Below are 21,122 nucleotides of genomic sequence, written 5' to 3'. Positions count from 1 at the left end.
GAATATATAAATGAAAAAATTAATTCCGTTGCTATTTATACTTGTATTTTGTTCGTTGGACTTGTCACATGCCTATGGTGCTGAAACGGATACGAATTCGAATAGTCAGTACAAATTTATTCCTTCAACCATAAGCCATGAAACAGAACAATTAATTATCCAGTTCAATGGGAGGACAACCTATAATACAAAAGAATCGATTTTAGAATCCATACAAGCAAAAGAAATTCAAACCATCCAAAATGGGCATTTCACGCTCGTCTCCCTTCATAAGGGAACGGATTTGCAAGAAGCGGCTGCCTCTCTTAAGAAATGGGATGAGGTCGAATCAGTAGAGCCCAATTACAAAGTGAGAACGAGCTATACTCCAACAGATTCCGGATATTCTAAACAATGGTATGCAAAGAAAATCAATATGGATACAGCCTGGGATCTATCAAAAGGATCACCGGACATTAAAGTGGCAGTCGTTGATGCAGGCATTCAAGCAACTCACCCCGAACTGCAGGGCCACATTATCATGCCATTCAACGCCGTCGATGGAAGCAACAAAACGCTGCCCGCGAATGATCACGGCACACACGTTGCTGGCATTATCGGTGCTTCCCTTAACAATAAAGGAACTGCAGGGATTGCTCCTGAAGTTAAAATAATGCCAATCAATGTTTTTAGTGGCAATGAAGCGGATATTTTCACAATCGTTGATGGGATTGATTATGCGGTTAAATCAGGGGCAGATATCATTAATTTAAGCCTGACAATGGAAGATTACACAGAAGTATTGGACTATTCTATACAAAGTGCATGGAAGAAAGGCATTCTTATCGTTGCTGCGGCTGGAAATGAAGATATAGAGACAGAACAGTACCCGGCAGCCTTAAACCATGTCTTGGGTGTCAGTGCTACAACAAAACAAGATAAGAAAGCCGATTTTTCGAATTATGGTACATATATCGACTTAGCTGCACCTGGGGTTGACATCTATTCTACCATTCCTTGGAATTCGTATGATTTAATGAGCGGGACATCCATGTCTGCACCAGTAGTCAGTGGCATTTCCGCGTTGATATTATCCAAAAATCCGTTTCTTACTCCTTCAGAAGTAACGAAAATCTTACAAACATCCAGCAAGGACCTTGGAGCAATAGGCCGGGATGATTTTTATGGATATGGCCGAGTTGATGCCCATAATGCATTAACACACACTCCGGCGCCTGTATCTGAGTTGACGAAATCCGGCACCAACCTGATTGAAAATGGAACCAATACCCTTTCCCTCTCATTCAGGGCGAAAAAGGGTACGAATATATCCGTTACTATTCTTGATGCCACCAATAAATCCACTAGGAGTCTTGTCACGAATAAACCATCAGATGGGAATGTCTTTTCAACGAAATGGGATGGGAAAATGGATGATGGATCCTATGCGAACGCTGGAAAAGTGAAGGTCACTGTGAAAATTTCCAATAAGAAACACAGTATCTCTAAGAGCACTTATGTCACCATAAAAGATGAAGTAACACCAGACCTTGATCTCAAGCTGACATCGTCCCGCTATTCCCCACTTGGAGGAGCTCAGTTGAGCATTCCTTTCCACCTGAATAAAAGTGCGGCAATAACGGCAACCCTGGTTGACAGTAAAGGCAAGAAAATAGATACATTATCAAAAGCAAAGACCTTTAAAGGCGGGAAAAATACTCTTATCTGGGATGGAAAAGACAGCAGCAATAAGCAAGTAAAGGACGGAACCTATTCTCTCAAAATTTCTCTAAATGATACGGCAAAACGTCAAGGGAAAAAGAAAATGTTACCGATAGTCGTAGATACTAAATCCCCGCAAGCAACCATGAAAAATTCAGGCACTGTCCTTAAAATGACGGGTACCTCTACAATCGGTACGAAGATCACCATAAATGAAAAGGTTGCCTCTACTATTTCTATTATTGATTCAAAAGGAGATACCGTAAAAAACCTGGAATCCGCACAAACCTATTCAAAAGGGAGCCATACGGTTACCTGGGACGGAATTCTATCCAACAATGTTTATGCAAAGGAAGGAACCTACCAGTTTAAAGGAAAACTGGTAGACAGTGCTGGGAATACCAGCACGATTAAAAGTGCCCCATTTACTGTTCTCGACAAAAGAAAATGAATATAACTGACACAGTTTCCCCTTATAAGAATGGAGGAGATAAAGCTCCAATTATAGAAGAAAAATGGAGATATACAATAGTCATCTTTCAACAAAATAAACCAGTAAAATAAACCCATTTTAACCATGTAACATAAATGTAATATAGTATTTTCCATTTAATTTGTTAGAATAGGGAAAAAGACATGTCAGAGGTGACCAACCGTGAAAAAGAGTATCGTTGCATTTTCGACAATTGCTGTTCTTTCTTCGACTTTCGTTTCTCCTGCACTTGCCAATTCATATACAGTAAAAAGCGGGGATACCTTAAGCAAGATCGCCCATAAACATAAAACGACCGTGAATGAGTTAAAACTACTCAATAACTTAAAAACAGATATGATCAAGGTCAATCAAAAAATCATAACATCAAAATCCAAAACGACAACAACCAAAACGGAAACTAAAACAGCTTCAGTTTCCGTGGAAAAAACTCAAAACTCCACCTATACCATCGTACCTGGGGATACGTTAACTAAAATAGCAAACAAACATGACCTCACACTTGCCGAATTAAAGAAGTTAAATAACTTAACGTCCGATACGATTTATGCCGGTAAAAAACTGATCGTTTCCAGCACCAAAACTACCACTACCATCGATTTACCGAGCAGTGCCAAACCAGCGAATGTCACAACGCCTAAACCTGATGCCACTACGAATACATATATTGTTGTAAAGGGCGACACTCTATCTAAAATCGCTAAAAAGACAAACATAACAGTAGCAAATCTCAAATCATTAAATTCATTGAGTTCCGACTTAATTAGAGTAGGCCAAAAATTATCCTTGGTTAAATCAGCTAATCCAGCTTCTACAGATACAAGCGACGACAAAGAAGTTGTTTCGGGTAATAAATTAGATACACTCATTTCTGAAGCGAAAAAGTTAATTGGCACCCCCTATTCTTGGGCGGGAGCTTCCCCTTCCGGATTTGACTGCAGTGGATTCATTTACTATACGTTTAAAAAAGCGGGTTATGATGTGGCCAGACTATCTTCGTCCACCTATTATGATATGGGCAAAAAAGTGTCTTCTCCCAAATCCGGCGATCTCGTCTTCTTTGCCACTGGTTCGAGTAAATCCGTTGTCAGTCATATGGGCATCTATTTAGGAAGTGGCCAATTCATCCATGCCTCATCAAGCAATGGTATTGAGATTAACAACGTGGCCAATTCTTATTACAAAAGCAAAATCGTAGGCTATAGAAGTTTATAATTCCTTTTACCAGACTTCATATTTGAAAGTCTGGTATTTTTTATATTATATTACATAAATTTTCTAGTTATGTATGGTAATATGGTTATTATTAACTAGAAAAGGTGGCACACCATGTCCAAATCTCATATATTTTTACTTTCTTTTCTCTTCCTCATTGGAACGTTCCTATTCTCGGAATCTACTTATGCGCAATCATCCATTGTAAACCCTAACCAAACCTACTCTTATGCCAACATGCAAAAGGATATAAATAAAATAGAAAAAGCTTATCCGGGCCTCGTCAAAAAGGAAGTCATCGGAAAGTCCGAATACGGCCGGAATATTTACGCACTCTCTCTTGGAAAAGGGGAATCCACAGTCTTCATTAATGGATCTCACCATGCCCGTGAATGGATTACAACCAACCTGACTATGAATATGATAGACCAATACGCCGCTGCCTATAAAAGCAGCACCAACATCAACGGCTATAATGTCAAAAAGCTTCTCAACAACACGACGATTTGGTTCGTCCCGATGGTCAACCCGGACGGAGTCACCTTACAACAATCCGGCCTGAAAAACTTCCCAGCAATGGACCATGCAAAAATCATTAAAATGAACGGTGGCAGCAAGAACTTCAAGCGCTGGAAAGCCAACGCGAAAGGCGTTGATTTAAACCGACAATATAGTCCAAATTGGAATTCCCTTGGCGGACCTAAGAGCCCCTACTATAAAAATTACAATGGACCAAAAGTGGCCTCATCATCTGAAACGAAAACCGTTCTCTCATTCGTAGATAAAATCGATCCGGAAATGGCCATTTCCTACCACTCTAGCGGACAAATCATTTTCTGGAAGTATCAGCAAACAGGAAGCCGCTATACACAAGACGCTAAGTATGCAGGCAAGCTGAGTACAATAACCGGCTATAGCTTGGTCAAATCGAAATCGTTTGGTGGAGGTTTCAGTGACTGGTTTTCCAATGTAGAAAAGAAACCAGCCTTCACCATCGAGGTGTCTCCAGCAGTCGGAGAAACGCATGTCCCACTTAGAAATTACGCAAAAATATGGAGTCAAAATGCAAGTATCGGTCTATATACAGCACAAGAAGGGTACAAGCTTTTCGATACCCGCAACTCTGCAGCCGGTGATAAAGTGACCAAGCAAATCAAAACATACAATAAGACAGCAGCCAAACTGAAAAACTATTATTCTACTGACATTAAAAACGAAAGCAAATTGAAAGTGACTAGTGCTCATAAGTCCCTGTACGACAAAACAAGTAAAGAAATAAAAAAACAAGAAAAGGCCATTGCCAAGCTTCCCGCTAAATACCGGACGAAGCCAAATGCAGCCTTAAAAAGAACTAAAACATACCGTGATAACTCCATAGCCTATATGATTGCTACTCAAGCTGGTGATGATCTTATCAAAACAAATAAGAAACTAACGGAATACCTAACAGCAGGCAAAATAAATAACACAACGTTAACCACCTATGAAAAAATGGTCAAACAGACCACTACTACCGAAAGTAAAGTCAAAAAAATGTACAGTAAGAACATTCAAAAACTGGCCACAGCCAAATATATCATCCCTGCTAAAACCAATAAGAAAAATACAGACTATGATATAGCCAGATATGAACTATTATTGGACATGGAAGAGCAATTAGATCATGAACAATACGATAAAGTGAAGAAAAATATCACTAAATACAAAAAACTAAAATCTACTAACATACACACAAAATTAGAAATTAAGTTCAAAAACATGTTAAAAGCAATTGAAGATGAGCTTCTTCTGCTAGAACCAGAAGTTCCGGAACCAACTCCAGAACCAAACCCTGAAGTACCAGAAGATGGCACAGCTGCTTAATAGGAAATACAAAAGAGCGAAGGAATCTTTGTCATTTTGATACCTTCGCTTTTTCGAATGGAAATAGGTAAAAATCTACTCTATGTACAAAAAGAAACTATTCTATTTTTAGTAAAAAAAAGGTATATTAGACATATTAACTAGGTATTTTTTAACATATTTCCATTTAAGTGGAATGGATTAAGGAGGAACAAACGTGAGATCTGACCGTAAAAAAAAGATGAAGAAACGAAAATCGTTAAAAATATTCGGGTTACTCTTTCTTATCCTATTAATTGGCGGAGGTGCTTATTTAGCATCTGTATATCAATCCGTGGTAGGTGCAATCGACACCATGAAGGGAACAGAACACAAAACCGATAAACGTGTCGAAGATATAACATTTAAAAGGCAGGATCCTTTTTCATTACTTATACTTGGGGTAGATGAAAGGAAAAATGATAGTGGCCGTTCGGATACTATGATTGTCATGACAGTAAACCCGAAAAAGGAATCGATTCAATTATTGAGCCTTCCTCGAGATACACGTACGGAGATTATCGGTAGAGGCACGACAGAGAAAATGAATCATGCCTATGCTTACGGCGGTGTGACCATGTCCATTGACACCGTTGAAACCTATTTGGATACGCCCATTGATTATTACGTTAAGATGAACATGGAAGGCTTTCAAGACATTGTGAATGCTGTCGGTGGCATCACAGTTGATAATGATATGGACCTCGTCTATAAGAATTACAGTTTCGCAAAAGGGACAATTGAATTAGATGGTGAAGAAGCCTTGATTTATTCCCGCATCCGAAAAGAGGATCCTCGCGGTGACTATGGCCGGCAACTGAGACAGCGACAAGTTATACAAGCTGTCATAAAAAAAGGATCAAGCTTGTCCACATTAACCAACTATGACGATATCCTCGAAGCCATCGGGAAAAATGTAGAAACAAATTTAACGTTTAATGAAATAGTAAGCATACAAAAAAATTACAAATCCTCACTCAACCATGTCGAACAATATACGCTTACAGGAGAAAATCAACGAATTGAAGGACTCTGGTATAACATCGTATCTGATGAAACAAAACTTGAAGCCCAAAAGCGATTGAAAACTCATCTTGGAATATAAAATGAGGGAGCATTCTACCCTCATTTTTCCACTTAATACACTCATCATAGACCTTTCCTATCTTAATCAAAAAATTGATTAAGATATTACTTCACTAAGAAAACGATTACATAAACACGATTTATTATGTAATCCACCCACAATACAATATAGTGTCAGATAGATATTTTACCTAATAGAAAAAGATAGGTATAATATTAAATGATTGAATTATTAGAAGCATTTAACATAGCTGCCATAACAACGAATATCATTGGAGGGAACAAAGCATAAATGAAGAATCATGACGAAATGAATGATCTATTAAAGAGATTGCAGGAGAATCCTCCTAAAATCATTGGTGGTTATAAGAAGCAAGGATGGGCTGTTAAAACTCTCGAGAAAATAAGTAATCCAGAAGTGGAAAAGGAAGAAAGTAACCTTATTACCGCTAAAGCTATACTTATGGCTAATGATGAAACCTACTATCCTGCATTCTTGACTCTGGACATGGAGAAATATGGACAAATTACGGGCGTGTACCTTATTTCCGAAACGGATGAAGAATTCACTTTAATCCCTTTTGAATTAGCCCTACCTCATACTGGTAAGGAAGAAAATGATTTATTACCCTTAAACTATCGTACCCTAGTTAAAATTGACGGAGATCAATTTCAAAAAAACTGGCCGGAATTTTCTTGATATTACATAAAGCACCTTCCAAACTTAAAAACAAAAGATGCTAACCCCCATTACTATTTATCTCTCATACATATATAGGACAAAAAAGCCCTCAAATTATGAGGGCTTCAGTATATTTATATAGAACTAGGTGGATATACTTTCCAACGTGATAAATCAGGATTCTTCTTTTTCACTAGATCTCCTGGAAAAATAAATGTCCATGGCTTACTTGAATTTGCTTTCACTTCGAAGTTGTCAAGAGAAAACCCACCTTGGCAAACTTGATCTCCATCTGCATCTTCTACAATCAACGGTAATTTTTCAATCTTAATCCCCTTGTCACTACCATTCCGGATTAATATAGTGATGGCTAATTGATCATTTTCTTTAAACGCAGCCTCTAGCCCCATGAAATTCACTTCACCTTGGTTGAGCTTGGGTAACCCGGCAACAAGTTGCTGTAGATTCTCCCGTTGAGCATTTGAAAGCTGCTCTTTCCATGTCGGTGCCAAGTCCAACTCATGTTCTTGTGGTGCTTGATTTTTCAGTTCAAAGGCGATCTTCCAACCATTGTCCGGGATTTTGGCCATGATATCTTCTTCTTCAAATAAGAAACTCCATGGCATACAAGAAACAGCCGGGATTTCACCCATTTCCGATAAATCAAATGATTTCTTCGCCAAAGCCTGGCCATTTTCATTCAATAATAACAAATCCACTACTTCAAAGCGGACCGCTTTATCCAACGTATTACGAATGAATGCCATAATCATGACTTCCTCTTCAAACCTTGATAACTTTACTCCCGAGATGGAAATTTGATTCGGTTTTAATGACGGCAATTGCTGATGATGGAACTGATATACATATTTTTCTTGCTTGGAAAAATCAGATTCATCGTGAAAAACCAAGGTAGTATAGACTGCGTCCTCTGCATGGGAGATGGACTCTTCTGCCGTCGCTGTATTGATTTTGGTTTTTTCTTTTGCTTTACCACTCTTACTAAACAGACCCATCACTCATCTTCCTCCTTCTCATCAAGCTCTTCCTCTTCTTCGTCCCTCTGGCTTTTTACATACTCCATAAAGTGAATACTAATGCCTGATTCAATATGGTCTAACATTTGTTTGAACTGCGATAACGCTTCTTTTTCGAATAAGATATAAGGATCTTGTTGACCGTATCCGCTTAATCCGATGCCTTCCTTCACTCGATTCATTTCGTCTAAATGACTCATCCAATTCGTATCAATTTGCTTCAACATAAAGGCCCGCAGGCGGCTCCCCCACTCAGCATCCTCTTGTAACGTTAACATCACAGGCTCCATTTCAGCGAATGCACTCAGTGCTTTTGCTTCCACTTCAGAGCGATTAAGATCTCGCAGATCGATTTCATTCCAGTCCAATGATAAATAGACGAGGGATAATTCCTTGATAAAGTCCTCCGAATTCGGCTCCTCTATATATTCAGAATAATATTTCGCCACAAGTTTACGGATGTAATTTTCGATATATTCGAAGAGAATCTTAAACATTTGGTCCGTGTCCATTTCCAAAATCCGATCTCTCATCGCGTAGATAATTTTACTTTGCTCATTTAATGGGTGTTCCAGTTTCAATAAATGATTACGGCTAGATTGATGCGTCTGCTCGATTGTTTCCTGTACCATTTTCACGAATTTTTCTGGAGCAGGGCTTACAACCAAGCCTGAATCATCTGTTTTGATTTTCTTGATGTACCGTTCAATCTCTTCTTCTTCGTAGTAGACAAACAAATCATCATCCAAAGAAATGATGAATTGTGTTGAGCCCGGGTCACCTTGACGGCCCGAGCGACCGCGAAGCTGCATATCGATTCGATTACTTTCATGTCGCTCCGTACCAATAATATGAAGCCCACCCAACTCCTTAACATTCTCATCCAGCAAAATGTCCGTTCCTCTTCCAGCCATGTTCGTAGCGAGCATCACTTGACCCTTTTGTCCGGCCTTGGAGATAATATCCGCTTCACCTTCTTCCGTTTTCGCATTAAGGATTTGATGGTGGATTTTTTCTTTCTTCAAATGGATGGATAGTTTCTCCGATTGTTCAATGGAAGTCGTTCCAATCAGGATGGGTCTTCCTTCATTATGGATACGTGTAACATCTGACACGATTTTTTTGATTTTACTAATTTCATCTTTAAAGATTAAATCAGGTTTATCCTGACGTTGAATTGGCTTATTCGTTGGAATTTCAATAACAGGCAACTGATAGGTTTCCCAAAATTCCTTTTTCGATGGCATCGCACTTCCCGTCATCCCTGAAAGCGAATGATATAAACGGAAATAGTTCTGGATGGTAATCGTAGCCTGCGTTTCATTCTCTTCAGAAATCTCCAAGCCTTCTTTTGCTTCAATTGCTTGATGAAGACCTTCGCTAAAGCTTCGACCTTCCATCACCCTTCCAGTGAATTTATCTATCAACGATATCTGTCCATCCTTCACGATATAATCCACATCCAACTTCATGATGGCATGTGCTTTAAGCGCTTGGGTCACATTATGCAATAGCTCTTGGTGCTCTATGTCATACAAGTTATCCACACCAAATGCCATTTCAATCTTGGACGCACCTTGATCCGTTAAAAAGGTAGCTCTTGATTCGTTAGCCACCTCAAAATCTTCATCCTCTTTAAAAGACTTCATGATTTGAGCAGTTATATGAAAAAGCTCAGTTCCATCACTCGATTTGCCTGCAATGATTAACGGTGTCCTTGCTTCGTCAATCAAGATGCTGTCAATTTCGTCGACAATGGCAAAGCGATGGCCTTTTTGCACTTTCTCATCTTTTTGAAACACCATATTGTCCCGAAGGTAATCGAAACCAAATTCCGTTCCTGTTCCATAAGTGATGTCAGCCGCATAGGCTTCCCGTTTGGCAGAAGGCTCCATTTGTGAAACATTCAATCCGACGGTCAGACCTAAAAATTCATGAACCTGCCCCATCAATTCTTTATCCCGGCTGGCGAGATATTCATTTGCGGTGATAATATGGACACCTTTTCCTTCCAAGGCGTGTAAATAACTCGGTAGCGTCGCAACAAGGGTTTTCCCTTCTCCTGTATTCATTTGAGCTATGGCACCCTCATTTAAAACGAATCCACCAACGAGCTGAACATCATAGTGCCGTAGTCCCAGCACACGTTTTGATGCTTCTCGTACCACGGCAAAAGCCTCAGCTTGGATATCCATTAACGTTTTACCTGAAGCTAGCAAACTTTTAAACGTATCCTTCATCCCTCTTAATTCATGATCCGTATATTTTTCAAACTTGTCCTCTAATTGATTTACATTATCTACAAGCTTATAAATTCGCTTTAAGTCTTTAGAACTCTCATTAAATATCTTTTTCATACCAGTTAACATAGGGTTTTCTCTCCTATAATTTCAATTAAACACTTATAGAAATTATATCATATATAGTTATAAAATGGAGTGTTAGCAATAATTACCTATATTAAGAAATTAATAGAATCAAAAGGTTGATTACCACTATATTTTGCATAATTTGACTTTTGTAACAGAAATGTAATGTAAAATGTCGTTTACTGTAACACGACTATATTACTATGTAAGAACCAATATTTGTTTCAGGAGGAAAATTCATTGAAAAAGTTGTTTAGTAGTCTAGCCGTCGCTGCCGTATTATTACTTTCACCTTTACAACATCAAGCATCTGCTAATATTGGTGATCAAACTTTAGAACCGAAAATGAAACATTCTGACGTCCGTCAACTTCAAAAGCTTCTGAAGTTCAAAGGATACTATAATCCGTCAAACTCCTACTCAAATAATTATAATGAATCTACTACAAAGGCAGTAAAAGCTTTTCAAAAAGACCACAAGTTGAAGAAAAACGGGATATCTAACCGATCGACCTTTAATGCCTTGGGCGTTTACAACATAGATAATGATAAATTAATAGAAAAAGCTAAGCAATATATGGGTGTACCTTATAGATGGGGAGGAACCTCACCTAAAGGTTTCGACTGCTCTGGCTTCATCTATTACGTTTTTGAGAAATCACAGGATGTTGTCTTGCCCCGTACGGCAGCACAATTATATTCCCAAGTAGGCTTGAAAACATCCGAACCTGAAGCTGGGGATCTTGTCTTCTTCAAAAGCGGCAAACGTGTGACACACGTTGGGATTTACATAGGCGATAATCAGTTCATTCATTCTGCCTCTTCAAGAGGAGTCAGTATCTCAAGCATGGACAACACCTACTGGAAGCCGAAATTCCTCGGGTCGAAAACCCTATAATATGATAAAATCTGGCTCTCCATTCCGGGGAGCCAGATTTTATACTTTTACCTATTAATCAAACGATTTATTAATAAAACACTCTTTATGAATCATCCGTTATAAAGTACTTTTCAAACTTTATTTTTACCAATCTCTACCTTTTGGGATGCCTAGTTTTTTGCTTCTAACCATCGTTTTTATACTTTTAATGATAAATATTTTTAAATTTATTTATTTTTTTACAGTAACATTTTTTTACGATTTATAAATGATTATCACTTTTGGAATAAATGTATTTGCATATATAATGAATGAATACCCATTCATTGTTCACTTCTCGACAAGATTAAAATATAAATCAGACTTTAGAATCCTTTTCTTGTTAAAAATATTACTATTTCATGAAACTTTCATCCTAAAAATGTCCAAAAGCCCTGTTACTATTTATCATAAATAAGAAGGAATCAGAATAATTAGTCAGAATATACTTATAAAAGTTGGTTGGACGACTCCCAGTCAACTTTTATAAAAAGTATAATAGGGGGTTATGTATGAAAGATTCAGGTTTTCAGTTTGGCGGCTCCCAAAATAGGACGGGATGGATTATTGCCATCATCGCTGTCTTATTAATCCCATTCATTTACGCAGCACTTATTCTAACTGCAAAATGGGGGCCCTACGACAATTTATCCAAACTACCTGTCGCTGTAGTCAATAAGGATCTAGGTGGCACTTCCGGAGGTAAACCCATTAATGTCGGCAATGACTTAGTGGCTGAGTTACGGTCCGGAGACACTCTCGGCTGGGATTTTGTCGATGCTAAAACTGCTCAAAAAGGTTTAGAGAATACCGATTACTATATGGTCGTTGAAATTCCAGAAAACTTCTCACAGAATGTAACAACGGTTTTAGATGAAAACCCGGTTAAACCTGAATTGATCTATACCCAAAATGAAGGGTTGCACTTTATGGCTGCCCAAGTAACAAAAAGTGCTACAGAACGTATTCGTGAAAGCTTAGCCGATAAGGTGACCGCCACTTATACAACAAGCTTGCTCACTCAATTGGGCGAAATTGAAAACGGTTTCAAAGATGGAGCTGATGGCTCACAAAAAATCAATGACGGGGCCGGAGAGCTGAAAAATGGTACGGCTCAAATCCTTGATTCCTTGCAACAGAAGGCACCAGACATTGCAAGGCTTGCAACTGGCGCTGCGGAATTAAAAGCCGGAACAAGTGTCATGTATAGCTCACTTGCCGGTAAACAAGGGGATATCGGAAGATTAGCAGACGGCGCTAAACAAGTAGACACTGGAGCGCAGACTCTTAACGGAGGCGCTAGAAAGTTAAATGCGGGTGCCAATGAATTGAACTCTGGAGCAGGCAAGCTTACTAACGGGGCTCAAGCTCTGAATAGCGGCGCCAAGCAAGTTAATGACGGAGCACTAAAACTGAATGGCGGTGTTAGTCAGGTTAATAACGGCGCTCAAAAATTGAATACGGGTGCCAATTCTTTGAATGATGGGGCTCAAGCTCTAAATGGCGGCGCTAATCAAGTCAATGATGGCGCTCGAAAACTGAATGGCGGGGCCAATCAGGTCAATGATGGAGCGCAGCAATTGAATAACGGAACAAAAGAATTGAAAAATGGAGCCTCTACTTTACAGGGTGGTGCCAAGCAAGTATTAGATGGGTTAACAAGTGCCCAAACAGGTAGTAAGGGTTTAAAAGCTGGACTATCTACACTTGCTGATGGTAGCAAAAATGTATCCTCGGGTGTGGCTGACGTAAACGATGCCGTATCCAAATTAGCACCAGGAGCTCAGGATGTTGCTGATGGTATTGCTCAACTAGGGGAAAAAGTCCCCGCCCTTAAAGCAAGCCCTGATTACCAGAAGTTATTGGCGGGTAGTAAACAGGTTGCTGGCAATTTAGGAGTATTAGCACAAAAAACACCGGTACTAAGTTCGGGTGCAGCTCAGGTTTCAGGAGGGCTAGCCAGTGCTTCAACGGGTGCTAGTGATTTAGACACGGGCCTTACTAGTTTAATTGCCGGGCAAAAACTGGTTTACGGAGGATCACAAAGTTTAGCTAAAGGTGCTAGTGACCTTTCTACTGGAGCTAGCCAGCTTGCAACAGGGACAGATTCATTAGCCAAAGGCAGTAACGACCTTGTAGCTGGAACTGGTTCGCTTGCCAAGGGCAGTAAAGATCTTGCTGCCGGGGCAGGCACGCTTGTCAAAGGCAGTAACGACCTTGCTGCTGGAACCGGCACGCTTGCCAAAGGTAGTCAAGATCTAGCTGCTGGAACCGGCTCTCTTGCTAAAGGTAGTAAGGATCTTGCAGCCGGAGCGGGTACTCTTGCTAATGGTACAAAGACTCTTGCCTCTGGAACAAGTACTCTAGCAGAAGGCGCTGGTAAGCTTGCCTCTGGAACTGGTACGTTATCTGCTGGTAACCAAACGGTGAAAGCCGGATGGAACGAACTTACAATAGGCGCAAGCAAACTGGATAATGGAATGACCCAAGTGAGTGACGGTACGAAAACTGTGAAAACAGGCTGGGTTACCTTATCCGATGGTGTCAAACAAGTAGACGGTGGTGTCGGACAAATCAAAGATGGCAGTAAGACATTGACAACCGGCTTATCTGGCGGTGCTGATAAATTAAGTGCCATTAACACGGATGAAAAGAACATTGCCATGTTCGCAGCACCAGTGGAGTTGAATGGGAAAGCCATTAATACATTCCCTGGTTATCGTTATGCGAATGCACCATATATTCTTTCCTTGGCTCTTTTCGTAGGTGTGTTGGTCATGGCTTGTCTTTTCAATTTACAATTACCAGCGGTGATCGAGGTTTCCGCATTTAGATGGTACGCACTTCAATTCAGAAACATGGCAGTCCTAGCAATAGCCCAGGCGCTCATAGCATCTGTTTTCGCTTCCTTCTATTTAAAGTCAACTTTTACAAATGGGATCATGCTAATCCTATTCGCAGTATTCATCTCTTTAACCTTCTTGGCCATCGTATTCTTCCTGGTGGCTTTAGCAGGAAACATTGGACGCTTTATAGCTTTTGCTTTCTTAGTCTTACAGCTATCTACAACCGGTTCAAGCTTACCGGTCCACATGCTTCCAGAAGGTTTACAAACATTAAGTAATTTCTTACCACTTACGTATACGATTAACGGCTTTAAATCAATTATAACTCTTAATAATTATGATCTTTTCTGGTCAAGTGTCAGCGTTCTCGCCATCTTCCTTGTCCTGTTCGCTGCCCTTTCCCTAGCTGTTATTTGGTTCAAGTCCGGTAAAAATCTTGAACGTTCAGATGTAGCCTAAAAGATTCATACCTTCCTGAAATTCAGGAAGGTTTTTTTTATGAATTTCAACAAATAATAGAAGGACATATATCCAATGGAGGTTTCTATATGACTAAAACAACCAGAAATATCAGGAACTCGTATCGAATAGGACTCGTAACTCTCCTCTTGCTTATTTGTCTAGACTGCCCTGTTCAAGCCCTAGCAAAAAAACCTCCCAAAAATGTAATCCTGCTAATTGGCGATGGCATGGGTGTAGGTGCCATCGAAATAGCCCGCCAATTCGAATATGGAAAATCAGGAGTCCTTCATATGGAAAGATTGGAACATGTCGCCCTGATGCGCACCTACTCCGCTAATAATTATGTCACCGATTCAGCGGCAGGAGGGTCAGCCATTGCCACAGGTATCAAAACCAACAACGAATCGATCGGTGTTGACCCGAATGGTACAGAGGTAGACAGTATTCTTGATGCCTTTCAAGCGAAGGGAAAGAAAGTCGGGCTCATTTCCACTAATATGGTCGTCGATGCCACCCCGGCCGCTTTCGGTGCCAGTGTCAAAAACCGCTGGACGGGTGGTTCCGAGATTGCCCGGCAGCTCTTTGATCATCGAATTGACGTCATCCTTGGCGGAGGCGCTGCCTATTTTGAGAAGGAAAAACAAAATGGTATTGATTTAGTTTCCAAATTTAAAGAAGTCGGTTATGCATGTGCTACAAATGAACAAGAACTCGCTTCCGTCAAACATCCAAAAAAATTGCTGGGGTTATTCCACCCTACCTATATGAATTTCAAGCTTGATAAAGAAGAAGTACACTCACAAGAGCCCACGCTACCCGTGATGACAGCAAAGGCACTTGATGTCTTATCTCAGAGTGATAATGGATTCTTCCTGATGGCTGAAGGGGCACGTATTGATTCGATGGAACATGCCGCAGATTATACGGGGATTTGGAAGGAAACGATTGAGTTTGACCAGACGGTGAAAAAAGCTGTAGAGTGGGCGAAAAAAAGGAAGGATACCTTGATTGTCGTGCTAGCTGACCATGAAACGATGGGAATCTCCGCTTCAGAGACCATGGATATTCCAGCATTGAAGAAAATCAATGTATCTACCGAATACATGGCCAAACAGCTTACCTTTGATAAAAATAATGAGATCGAATTGAAAAGCGTCATCTCTGTATTCAAGAACCATGCCCATATCTCTCTTACAACTGAAGAAGCTCAACAATTCATCCATAACGTAAAAAGTAATAGAACCCTTGTGTATCCTAAGCATCGTATTGATTGGGAAATTGGAAGTACGATTGCGCATCATCATAATGCAGGGGGATCCGACCGCAGTATACGTGCTGCCAGTTCCACAGGCGGGCACACCGCCAATATGATTCCTGTCTTTGCAACTGGACCAGGGAGTGAAGCGTTCGATGGAGTTCTTGATAATACGGACATTTCACAAATTATTACGAAAGTGGCCCGAGTACCCTTTACGCCAGGACAACATCATTCACAAAACTAGAGTTGACACATAGTCAGCCCTAGTTTTTTTGCCTTTCACGATTTAGAGAAAAATGATTGAACATATATTATAATGATTCATATAAGTTTTTAGTAGAAAGGAAAAAGACCATTTTGGAATTGAATATCACGTTATTTAGGATAATTAATGATTTGGGCAAAGAGCACGCCTATCTGAATCCTCTGTTTGTTTTTCTCGCTGAGTATTCATTGTACTTCTTAGCATTGGCTGTTGTTCTTTTCTTTTTTACACGTAGTGGTAGAAACCGGATGATGGTTGTTTGTGCTGGTCTTACGTTTATATTGGCAGAGGTAGTGGGCAAGCTAGTGAGCAACCTTCATACAAATTATCAACCATTTTCCGTACTAAATGATGTGAATAAATTGATAGAGAAGGATATCAATAATTCTTTCCCTAGCGATCACACCATCCTTTTCTTTTCTTTTTGTATGACTTTCTGGTTATTCAGTAAAAGCTCTTTTCGTTTCTTATGGTTAATCGTAGCCGTACTAGTGGGAATTTCTCGTGTAGGAGTAGGTGTCCATTATCCTGCTGATATTCTTGTCGGAGCATTGATCAGTGTCGCCTCCTCACTAATTGTTTACAAAGTTGTTCCTACATTAACGATTACAAAACGTCTATTGCATTCACAAGAGAAAATAGAAACAACCAAATCAGAAGAAGTGTAATCAAAAAAAACCGCCAGTTCGTTCATCTGGCGGTTTTTGCTGACTAAGAATTCTACCTATTTTGCTAACCTACTTTGAGACAAGATAGATTTTTTCGGTATATAAGACATATTCGTTATATTTGTTATTGATTCGGATAAAATCTTCAGCGGTATTTATCGCTATATTGTTCGTAAGATCCTGTTTGTTTTTCTTACTCAATACATTGTAGGTAATATCGTATTGAGAACCTGGTCCTGTATTCTTCCAGGTGGTAAATTGAACGGGTCGGCTAACTTTTTGAAATGTATTATTTTTGAATGTCGGGTTTTTCGCACCACTGGCTAAAATCCCTCGTGTCCCGGGCTCACCGTTTTCTACATTTTTAATTGTATTGTTTATGATCCGTGCATTAGACCAGTTCATAACCCGAATTGCATCGCTACGTGTTTTTTCTATTGTATTATTTTGGATAACGACTTTATCATGGAATTTAGATCCGGAATATTTATGAGTCCCTACCGAACGATCAAGATTTTTGAACGTATTATTTTCAATGGTTACATTTTTATTTGCCGTTTTATCAAATTTACTCCAAGTTTGGCTCCAACCTAGCGTGGTCTTGTCTGGTGTATCAATATTAATCGCTTCTTTATTAACATTTTTGGATACTTTCGAATCCATGAACGTATTTTTTCGTATCATGACAGTATCTGAAGCATCCATTTCAATAAAATGTCCGGAGAACATATTTTTAAAATGGATATTCTCCACTTTGACGTTTTTATTATGACCCATAATGATGGCGATGCTGTCTTCTATATACTTCAAATCGATTGTCACATTACCTTCGCCGATAAAGGAGATATTCTTCTCTCCATTATATTTTCCATATACCCCCTTCTTAGAGGACTTTGTTGCTCTTATAAGCTGGAACATGGATTTGGCTGCATCGAACTGGTTCGTACCCGTTTTACTTCCTTTAACTAGCTTCACGCCGTTCTTCATCTTGATTGTAACGTTCGAAGGAACATAGAGCGTATTACTTATTGTATACGTGCCTTTTTTCAGGACAAGCGTACCGCCCCCATTTTTCTCCAACTCTTCAAGGTATGAACGCAATAAATAATAATGCTTCGTATGCGAGTTATATGTAGAAAAATTCATCATATTATTCTTATAGGTTTTGCTGGATGGTGATATTGTATAAGTTGGTTTTGTCGCTGCCTCTGCTGAATACGTAGGCAAAAACATGCTGACCAATAACATAGCCGACACCCATAAAAATCCAATCCTCTTCTTCATGTAGCAAACTCTCCTTTTTTCCGTATAATCATTTACGTCATTCTTTAACATACTTTCCTATAATATCATTAATTCGTTGCATAATGAGTCGTTTTAGCTATAAAATACCCATTATTTTCTATAAGATAATACAAAAACGCCATCTCTCAATGAAATGGCGTCTCGAATCGTTATTTTTTCACATAGGCTTTTGATACATACCCGATTTTAGTACCGTACTTAACTTTATACCAGTTTCCTTGTTGGGCTAAGATCGTAACGGTTTGACCTTTCTTAAGTTGACCCACGATTTTGGAGGTTGTGCTGGCTTTTTCTCTTATATTTAAAACGGTAGCTGTCACTTTTCCTGTCGTTTTCTTAATCGTAATTTTCATTGTACCGGTTCCTTGATTATCACTACTATCCTTCGCAGTAATGAAGGCTGTATACATGCCATTGGTTACATTTTTAAAATCCCATGTAGCCGATTGATTTCCCATCTTCAATGATTGTTCATTAGCAGGCGTAGCAATCACTTTCCCCTTGCTATTTTTGATTTGCATCGTAACTTTGGCATCTTCGTTTATATGATACGAAATGCTCGCCTTTTCAGTGCTGTAGTTCCCTGATGTATCAATACTTGTAATTTGGGGTGCTATCGTATCTTTGCTTACTTTAATCTTCTTTGTTACCCTACTTCTATTTCCACCTCGATCTGTTGCGATAATTTCTGCGTTATACGTTCCACTACTGACATCTTTTATGTTCCATGTAGCGGACTGACTCCCCTGATTCAAGGATCGTTCACGAACAGGAGTGTCTAAAACATTTCCCTCGCCATCTTTAATCGTTAAGGAAACGATCGCATCTTCATTCAGGCTATACGTAATGCCGATTAGATTATTGGGATAATCAGCCTTCGCTTTTATAGCTGTAATACTCGGTGCTGTTGTATCCCTATTCACCACAGGCTCCAGTTCAGGCTCAGTATCGGCATATTCCTTCACAATAGTAGTGTTCGGGTAATAAAATCCTAAAATCTCTTGATAGGTTTGTCCGAATTCAGCTCTAAATTTCGCGCCATATTGGCTCATCCCGACTCCGTGCCCAAAACCCAGTCCCTCAATGGAAATGTTCTCCGAATTGGTTGGTTTAGAATCCACCACTAAATAGCTCTTCATCTTATCCGTACCCACCATAGCACGGATTTTTGATGCCGCAACATTCATTTCCGTGACCGTTTGCTGCACTAATTGCCCTTTTTCATCGACCATATCCTTCACATAAAAGTTCAATTGAATGGAGCCCTTCGTGACCCGGCCTCCAGAAGTTTTATCCGTTAAGGCTAAAACAGGAATATCCGTAATTTTAATATCCTTTTTGTTATACCCGTTGCTTTGGAGCCAATTTTTCAGATTAGGAACAATCGTCGTATCCTTCTCCTTCACGCTTGTCCACCAATCTCCCGGCTTTGATAAATCTTTTTTGGAAAGATCCATTTGCTGTTTTGCCAGTGCAATCGACCATTTTGTTTTCGAATCAAACGGATCTTCTTTAATGTCCAGATAAGCTAGTGGTTTACCGCTAGTCCAGACATTAGAATTCAATTCCGTCATGCCTCCATTGCTCGAAGAAAAAAGCGCTTCTATCAACTTTCCATCATGTTTGATAACAAGCCCCTTTGTTTCTTCCACCGCCAAATTAGAGCGATCATGTCCATCGGCTCCTCCATATACTTGGTAAGAAACCGTATCATCAATCACCTTAGACTGAAAACGAAGTGCGTACGTTCGGGCTGCGATGGTTTGGGCTTTCAAAGCCTCGATATGCCATAGTGCCGGCATTTCCCTTGGAACGACTCCCTTTACATATTCCTCTATGTGAACGTGGTTGATTGGTCTTATATAACCGCCTTCAACCGTAAACTCCAGTGATCCCGCGTATGGGCGGTTATTGATAGAGAATAATGAATCTTCCTTAACAGGTGTAGCGGTAAACGAAGCAAATGTCTCCAGCTTCTTTGTATTCTTGTATACCGCAAGACTTCCGGCCTCCACTTTAACCGTCAGTTCTTCGCCGCTCTTGATAAAGACTTCACCGGACGTTTGATAGTCACCTGTTGCCGATATCGTCACAGATGTTTGATTACCCAAAAAGTTCTTTAATTTTACTTTCATCTCTGTCGACTCTTCTGCAGCAACTGCTTCATAAGCAGGAAATGTAGAAAAAATAATGAAAAAAGCTAAACACATATTCCTCAAACTTCTCATCTTACTTCAGCCTCATCCCTATTTAGTTTCTAGGTAAATATTAAAAAGATTACTATATTAGTAATATCGGCAAGGTTAGTAGAATTCTAAGAGGTATATAGTAAATTAGTCGCAAAAAAAATTTCTAGGCTAGCTTATAACCTCTTTATATAATTATTTGGAATTTGCAGCTTATCTTTTAATTTCTCGTTAATATCCTGATTATCCTTCTGGAGTACGCTATTATTTATTGGGGATAGCTTTTTTAAAGACTTTCATTATTACTTAATAGAAATCTTTTTTTCTGTTAAACCCAGAGGTAGCACTAGCAACAATCTGGATTTGTATTCGAATTTCCTCACTATTGCTTTGCCGATTTGCTCAATTATTAAATTCCTTCTTTTCTTTTTACTTTTGTTTTTCTCCGCCATGGATTTGATAGTAACATTGTTATTACTATTCCATATTTAAACTTAAGCGTGGGGAAAAGAGCTATCGCTATTGGCTGCGATAACCCTGATTTTATTGTTTAGCTTTTTATAAGTTGTTTCTAATAGAACATTATAGTTTATTTAATTCGGAAGCAGATCACAATTATAAATCCTTATATACAAAGAAAAACAGAGAGCTAAATACTCTCTGTTTTTCTTTTACGCGCCATTCAATTACAGAATTTAAATAGCAACTTTTTAACACTTCAGCTATTTAAACTGGTATAGGGTTAAGAAA

The 21,122-nt window shown here is 39.3% G+C and carries 13 protein-coding genes; 9 read left to right on the top strand and 4 right to left on the bottom strand.

All coding sequences use genetic code 11. From position 1 onward, the window contains the following. Positions 1-10: 10 nt before the first annotated feature. The 5 genes from ACIQXN_RS04590 to ACIQXN_RS04570 all read left to right on the top strand — a co-directional run bounded on the left by ACIQXN_RS04590 (position 11) and on the right by ACIQXN_RS04570 (position 7,076). Complete coding sequence (locus ACIQXN_RS04590) at positions 11-2,152, top strand: S8 family serine peptidase (protein ID WP_402962295.1); 2,142 nt, start codon at positions 11-13, stop codon at positions 2,150-2,152. Positions 2,153-2,356: 204 nt separating this feature from the next. Next, positions 2,357-3,409: a C40 family peptidase gene (locus tag ACIQXN_RS04585; RefSeq protein ID WP_402962293.1), complete on the top strand. Its 1,053-nt coding sequence runs from the start codon at positions 2,357-2,359 to the stop codon at positions 3,407-3,409. Positions 3,410-3,523: 114 nt separating this feature from the next. After that, a complete protein-coding gene (locus ACIQXN_RS04580; protein ID WP_402962291.1) occupies positions 3,524-5,272 on the top strand; it encodes a M14 family zinc carboxypeptidase in 1,749 nt (582 codons plus the stop codon). A 196-nt stretch (positions 5,273-5,468) separates the two neighbouring features. Next, positions 5,469-6,395, top strand: a complete 927-nt coding sequence (locus ACIQXN_RS04575) for an LCP family glycopolymer transferase (protein WP_402962289.1) — start codon at positions 5,469-5,471, stop codon at positions 6,393-6,395. Positions 6,396-6,668: 273 nt separating this feature from the next. Further along, positions 6,669-7,076: a hypothetical protein gene (locus ACIQXN_RS04570; protein WP_402962287.1), complete on the top strand. Its 408-nt coding sequence runs from the start codon at positions 6,669-6,671 to the stop codon at positions 7,074-7,076. A 116-nt stretch (positions 7,077-7,192) separates the two neighbouring features. Here ACIQXN_RS04570 and ACIQXN_RS04565 read toward each other — a convergent pair whose 3' ends face one another. Further along, a complete protein-coding gene (locus ACIQXN_RS04565; RefSeq protein ID WP_402963332.1) occupies positions 7,193-8,074 on the bottom strand; it encodes an accessory Sec system S-layer assembly protein in 882 nt (293 codons plus the stop codon). Further along, the gene (secA2, locus tag ACIQXN_RS04560; protein ID WP_402962285.1) at positions 8,074-10,464 is read right to left on the bottom strand and encodes an accessory Sec system translocase SecA2; all 2,391 of its coding nucleotides are present in this window, start codon (positions 10,462-10,464) and stop codon (positions 8,074-8,076) included. Before secA2 ends, ACIQXN_RS04565 begins: the two co-directional genes overlap by 1 nt. 240 nt (positions 10,465-10,704) lie before the next feature. On the opposite strand from secA2, the gene ACIQXN_RS04555 reads away from it, so the two are divergent. From ACIQXN_RS04555 to ACIQXN_RS04540, 4 genes are all read left to right on the top strand, one after another. Further along, positions 10,705-11,361, top strand: coding sequence for a C40 family peptidase (locus ACIQXN_RS04555; RefSeq protein ID WP_402962282.1), 657 nt, complete (start codon positions 10,705-10,707; stop codon positions 11,359-11,361). Positions 11,362-11,894: 533 nt separating this feature from the next. After that, the gene (locus ACIQXN_RS04550; protein WP_402962280.1) at positions 11,895-14,687 is read left to right on the top strand and encodes a YhgE/Pip family protein; all 2,793 of its coding nucleotides are present in this window, start codon (positions 11,895-11,897) and stop codon (positions 14,685-14,687) included. Between the two features lie 89 nt (positions 14,688-14,776). Then, entirely contained in the window at positions 14,777-16,192 is a 1,416-nt protein-coding gene (locus ACIQXN_RS04545; protein ID WP_402962278.1) for an alkaline phosphatase, read from the top strand. A 113-nt stretch (positions 16,193-16,305) separates the two neighbouring features. Then, positions 16,306-16,881 (top strand): undecaprenyl-diphosphatase, encoded by a 576-nt coding sequence (locus ACIQXN_RS04540; RefSeq protein WP_402962276.1) that lies wholly within the window; start codon positions 16,306-16,308, stop codon positions 16,879-16,881. Between the two features lie 69 nt (positions 16,882-16,950). On the opposite strand, the gene ACIQXN_RS04535 is transcribed toward ACIQXN_RS04540, so the two are convergent. Together ACIQXN_RS04535 and ACIQXN_RS04530 are read right to left on the bottom strand one after the other, a co-directional pair. Next, complete coding sequence (locus tag ACIQXN_RS04535; protein ID WP_402962274.1) at positions 16,951-18,165, bottom strand: right-handed parallel beta-helix repeat-containing protein; 1,215 nt, start codon at positions 18,163-18,165, stop codon at positions 16,951-16,953. 170 nt (positions 18,166-18,335) lie between these two features. Next, positions 18,336-20,396 (bottom strand): SpoIID/LytB domain-containing protein, encoded by a 2,061-nt coding sequence (locus ACIQXN_RS04530; protein WP_402962272.1) that lies wholly within the window; start codon positions 20,394-20,396, stop codon positions 18,336-18,338. Positions 20,397-21,122: the final 726 nt, after the last annotated feature.

Source organism: Peribacillus sp. NPDC097295 (assembly GCF_044761665.1).
Classification (GTDB): Bacteria; Bacillota; Bacilli; order Bacillales; family DSM-1321; genus Peribacillus.
This window is presented reverse-complemented; position numbering and strand designations above follow the sequence as displayed.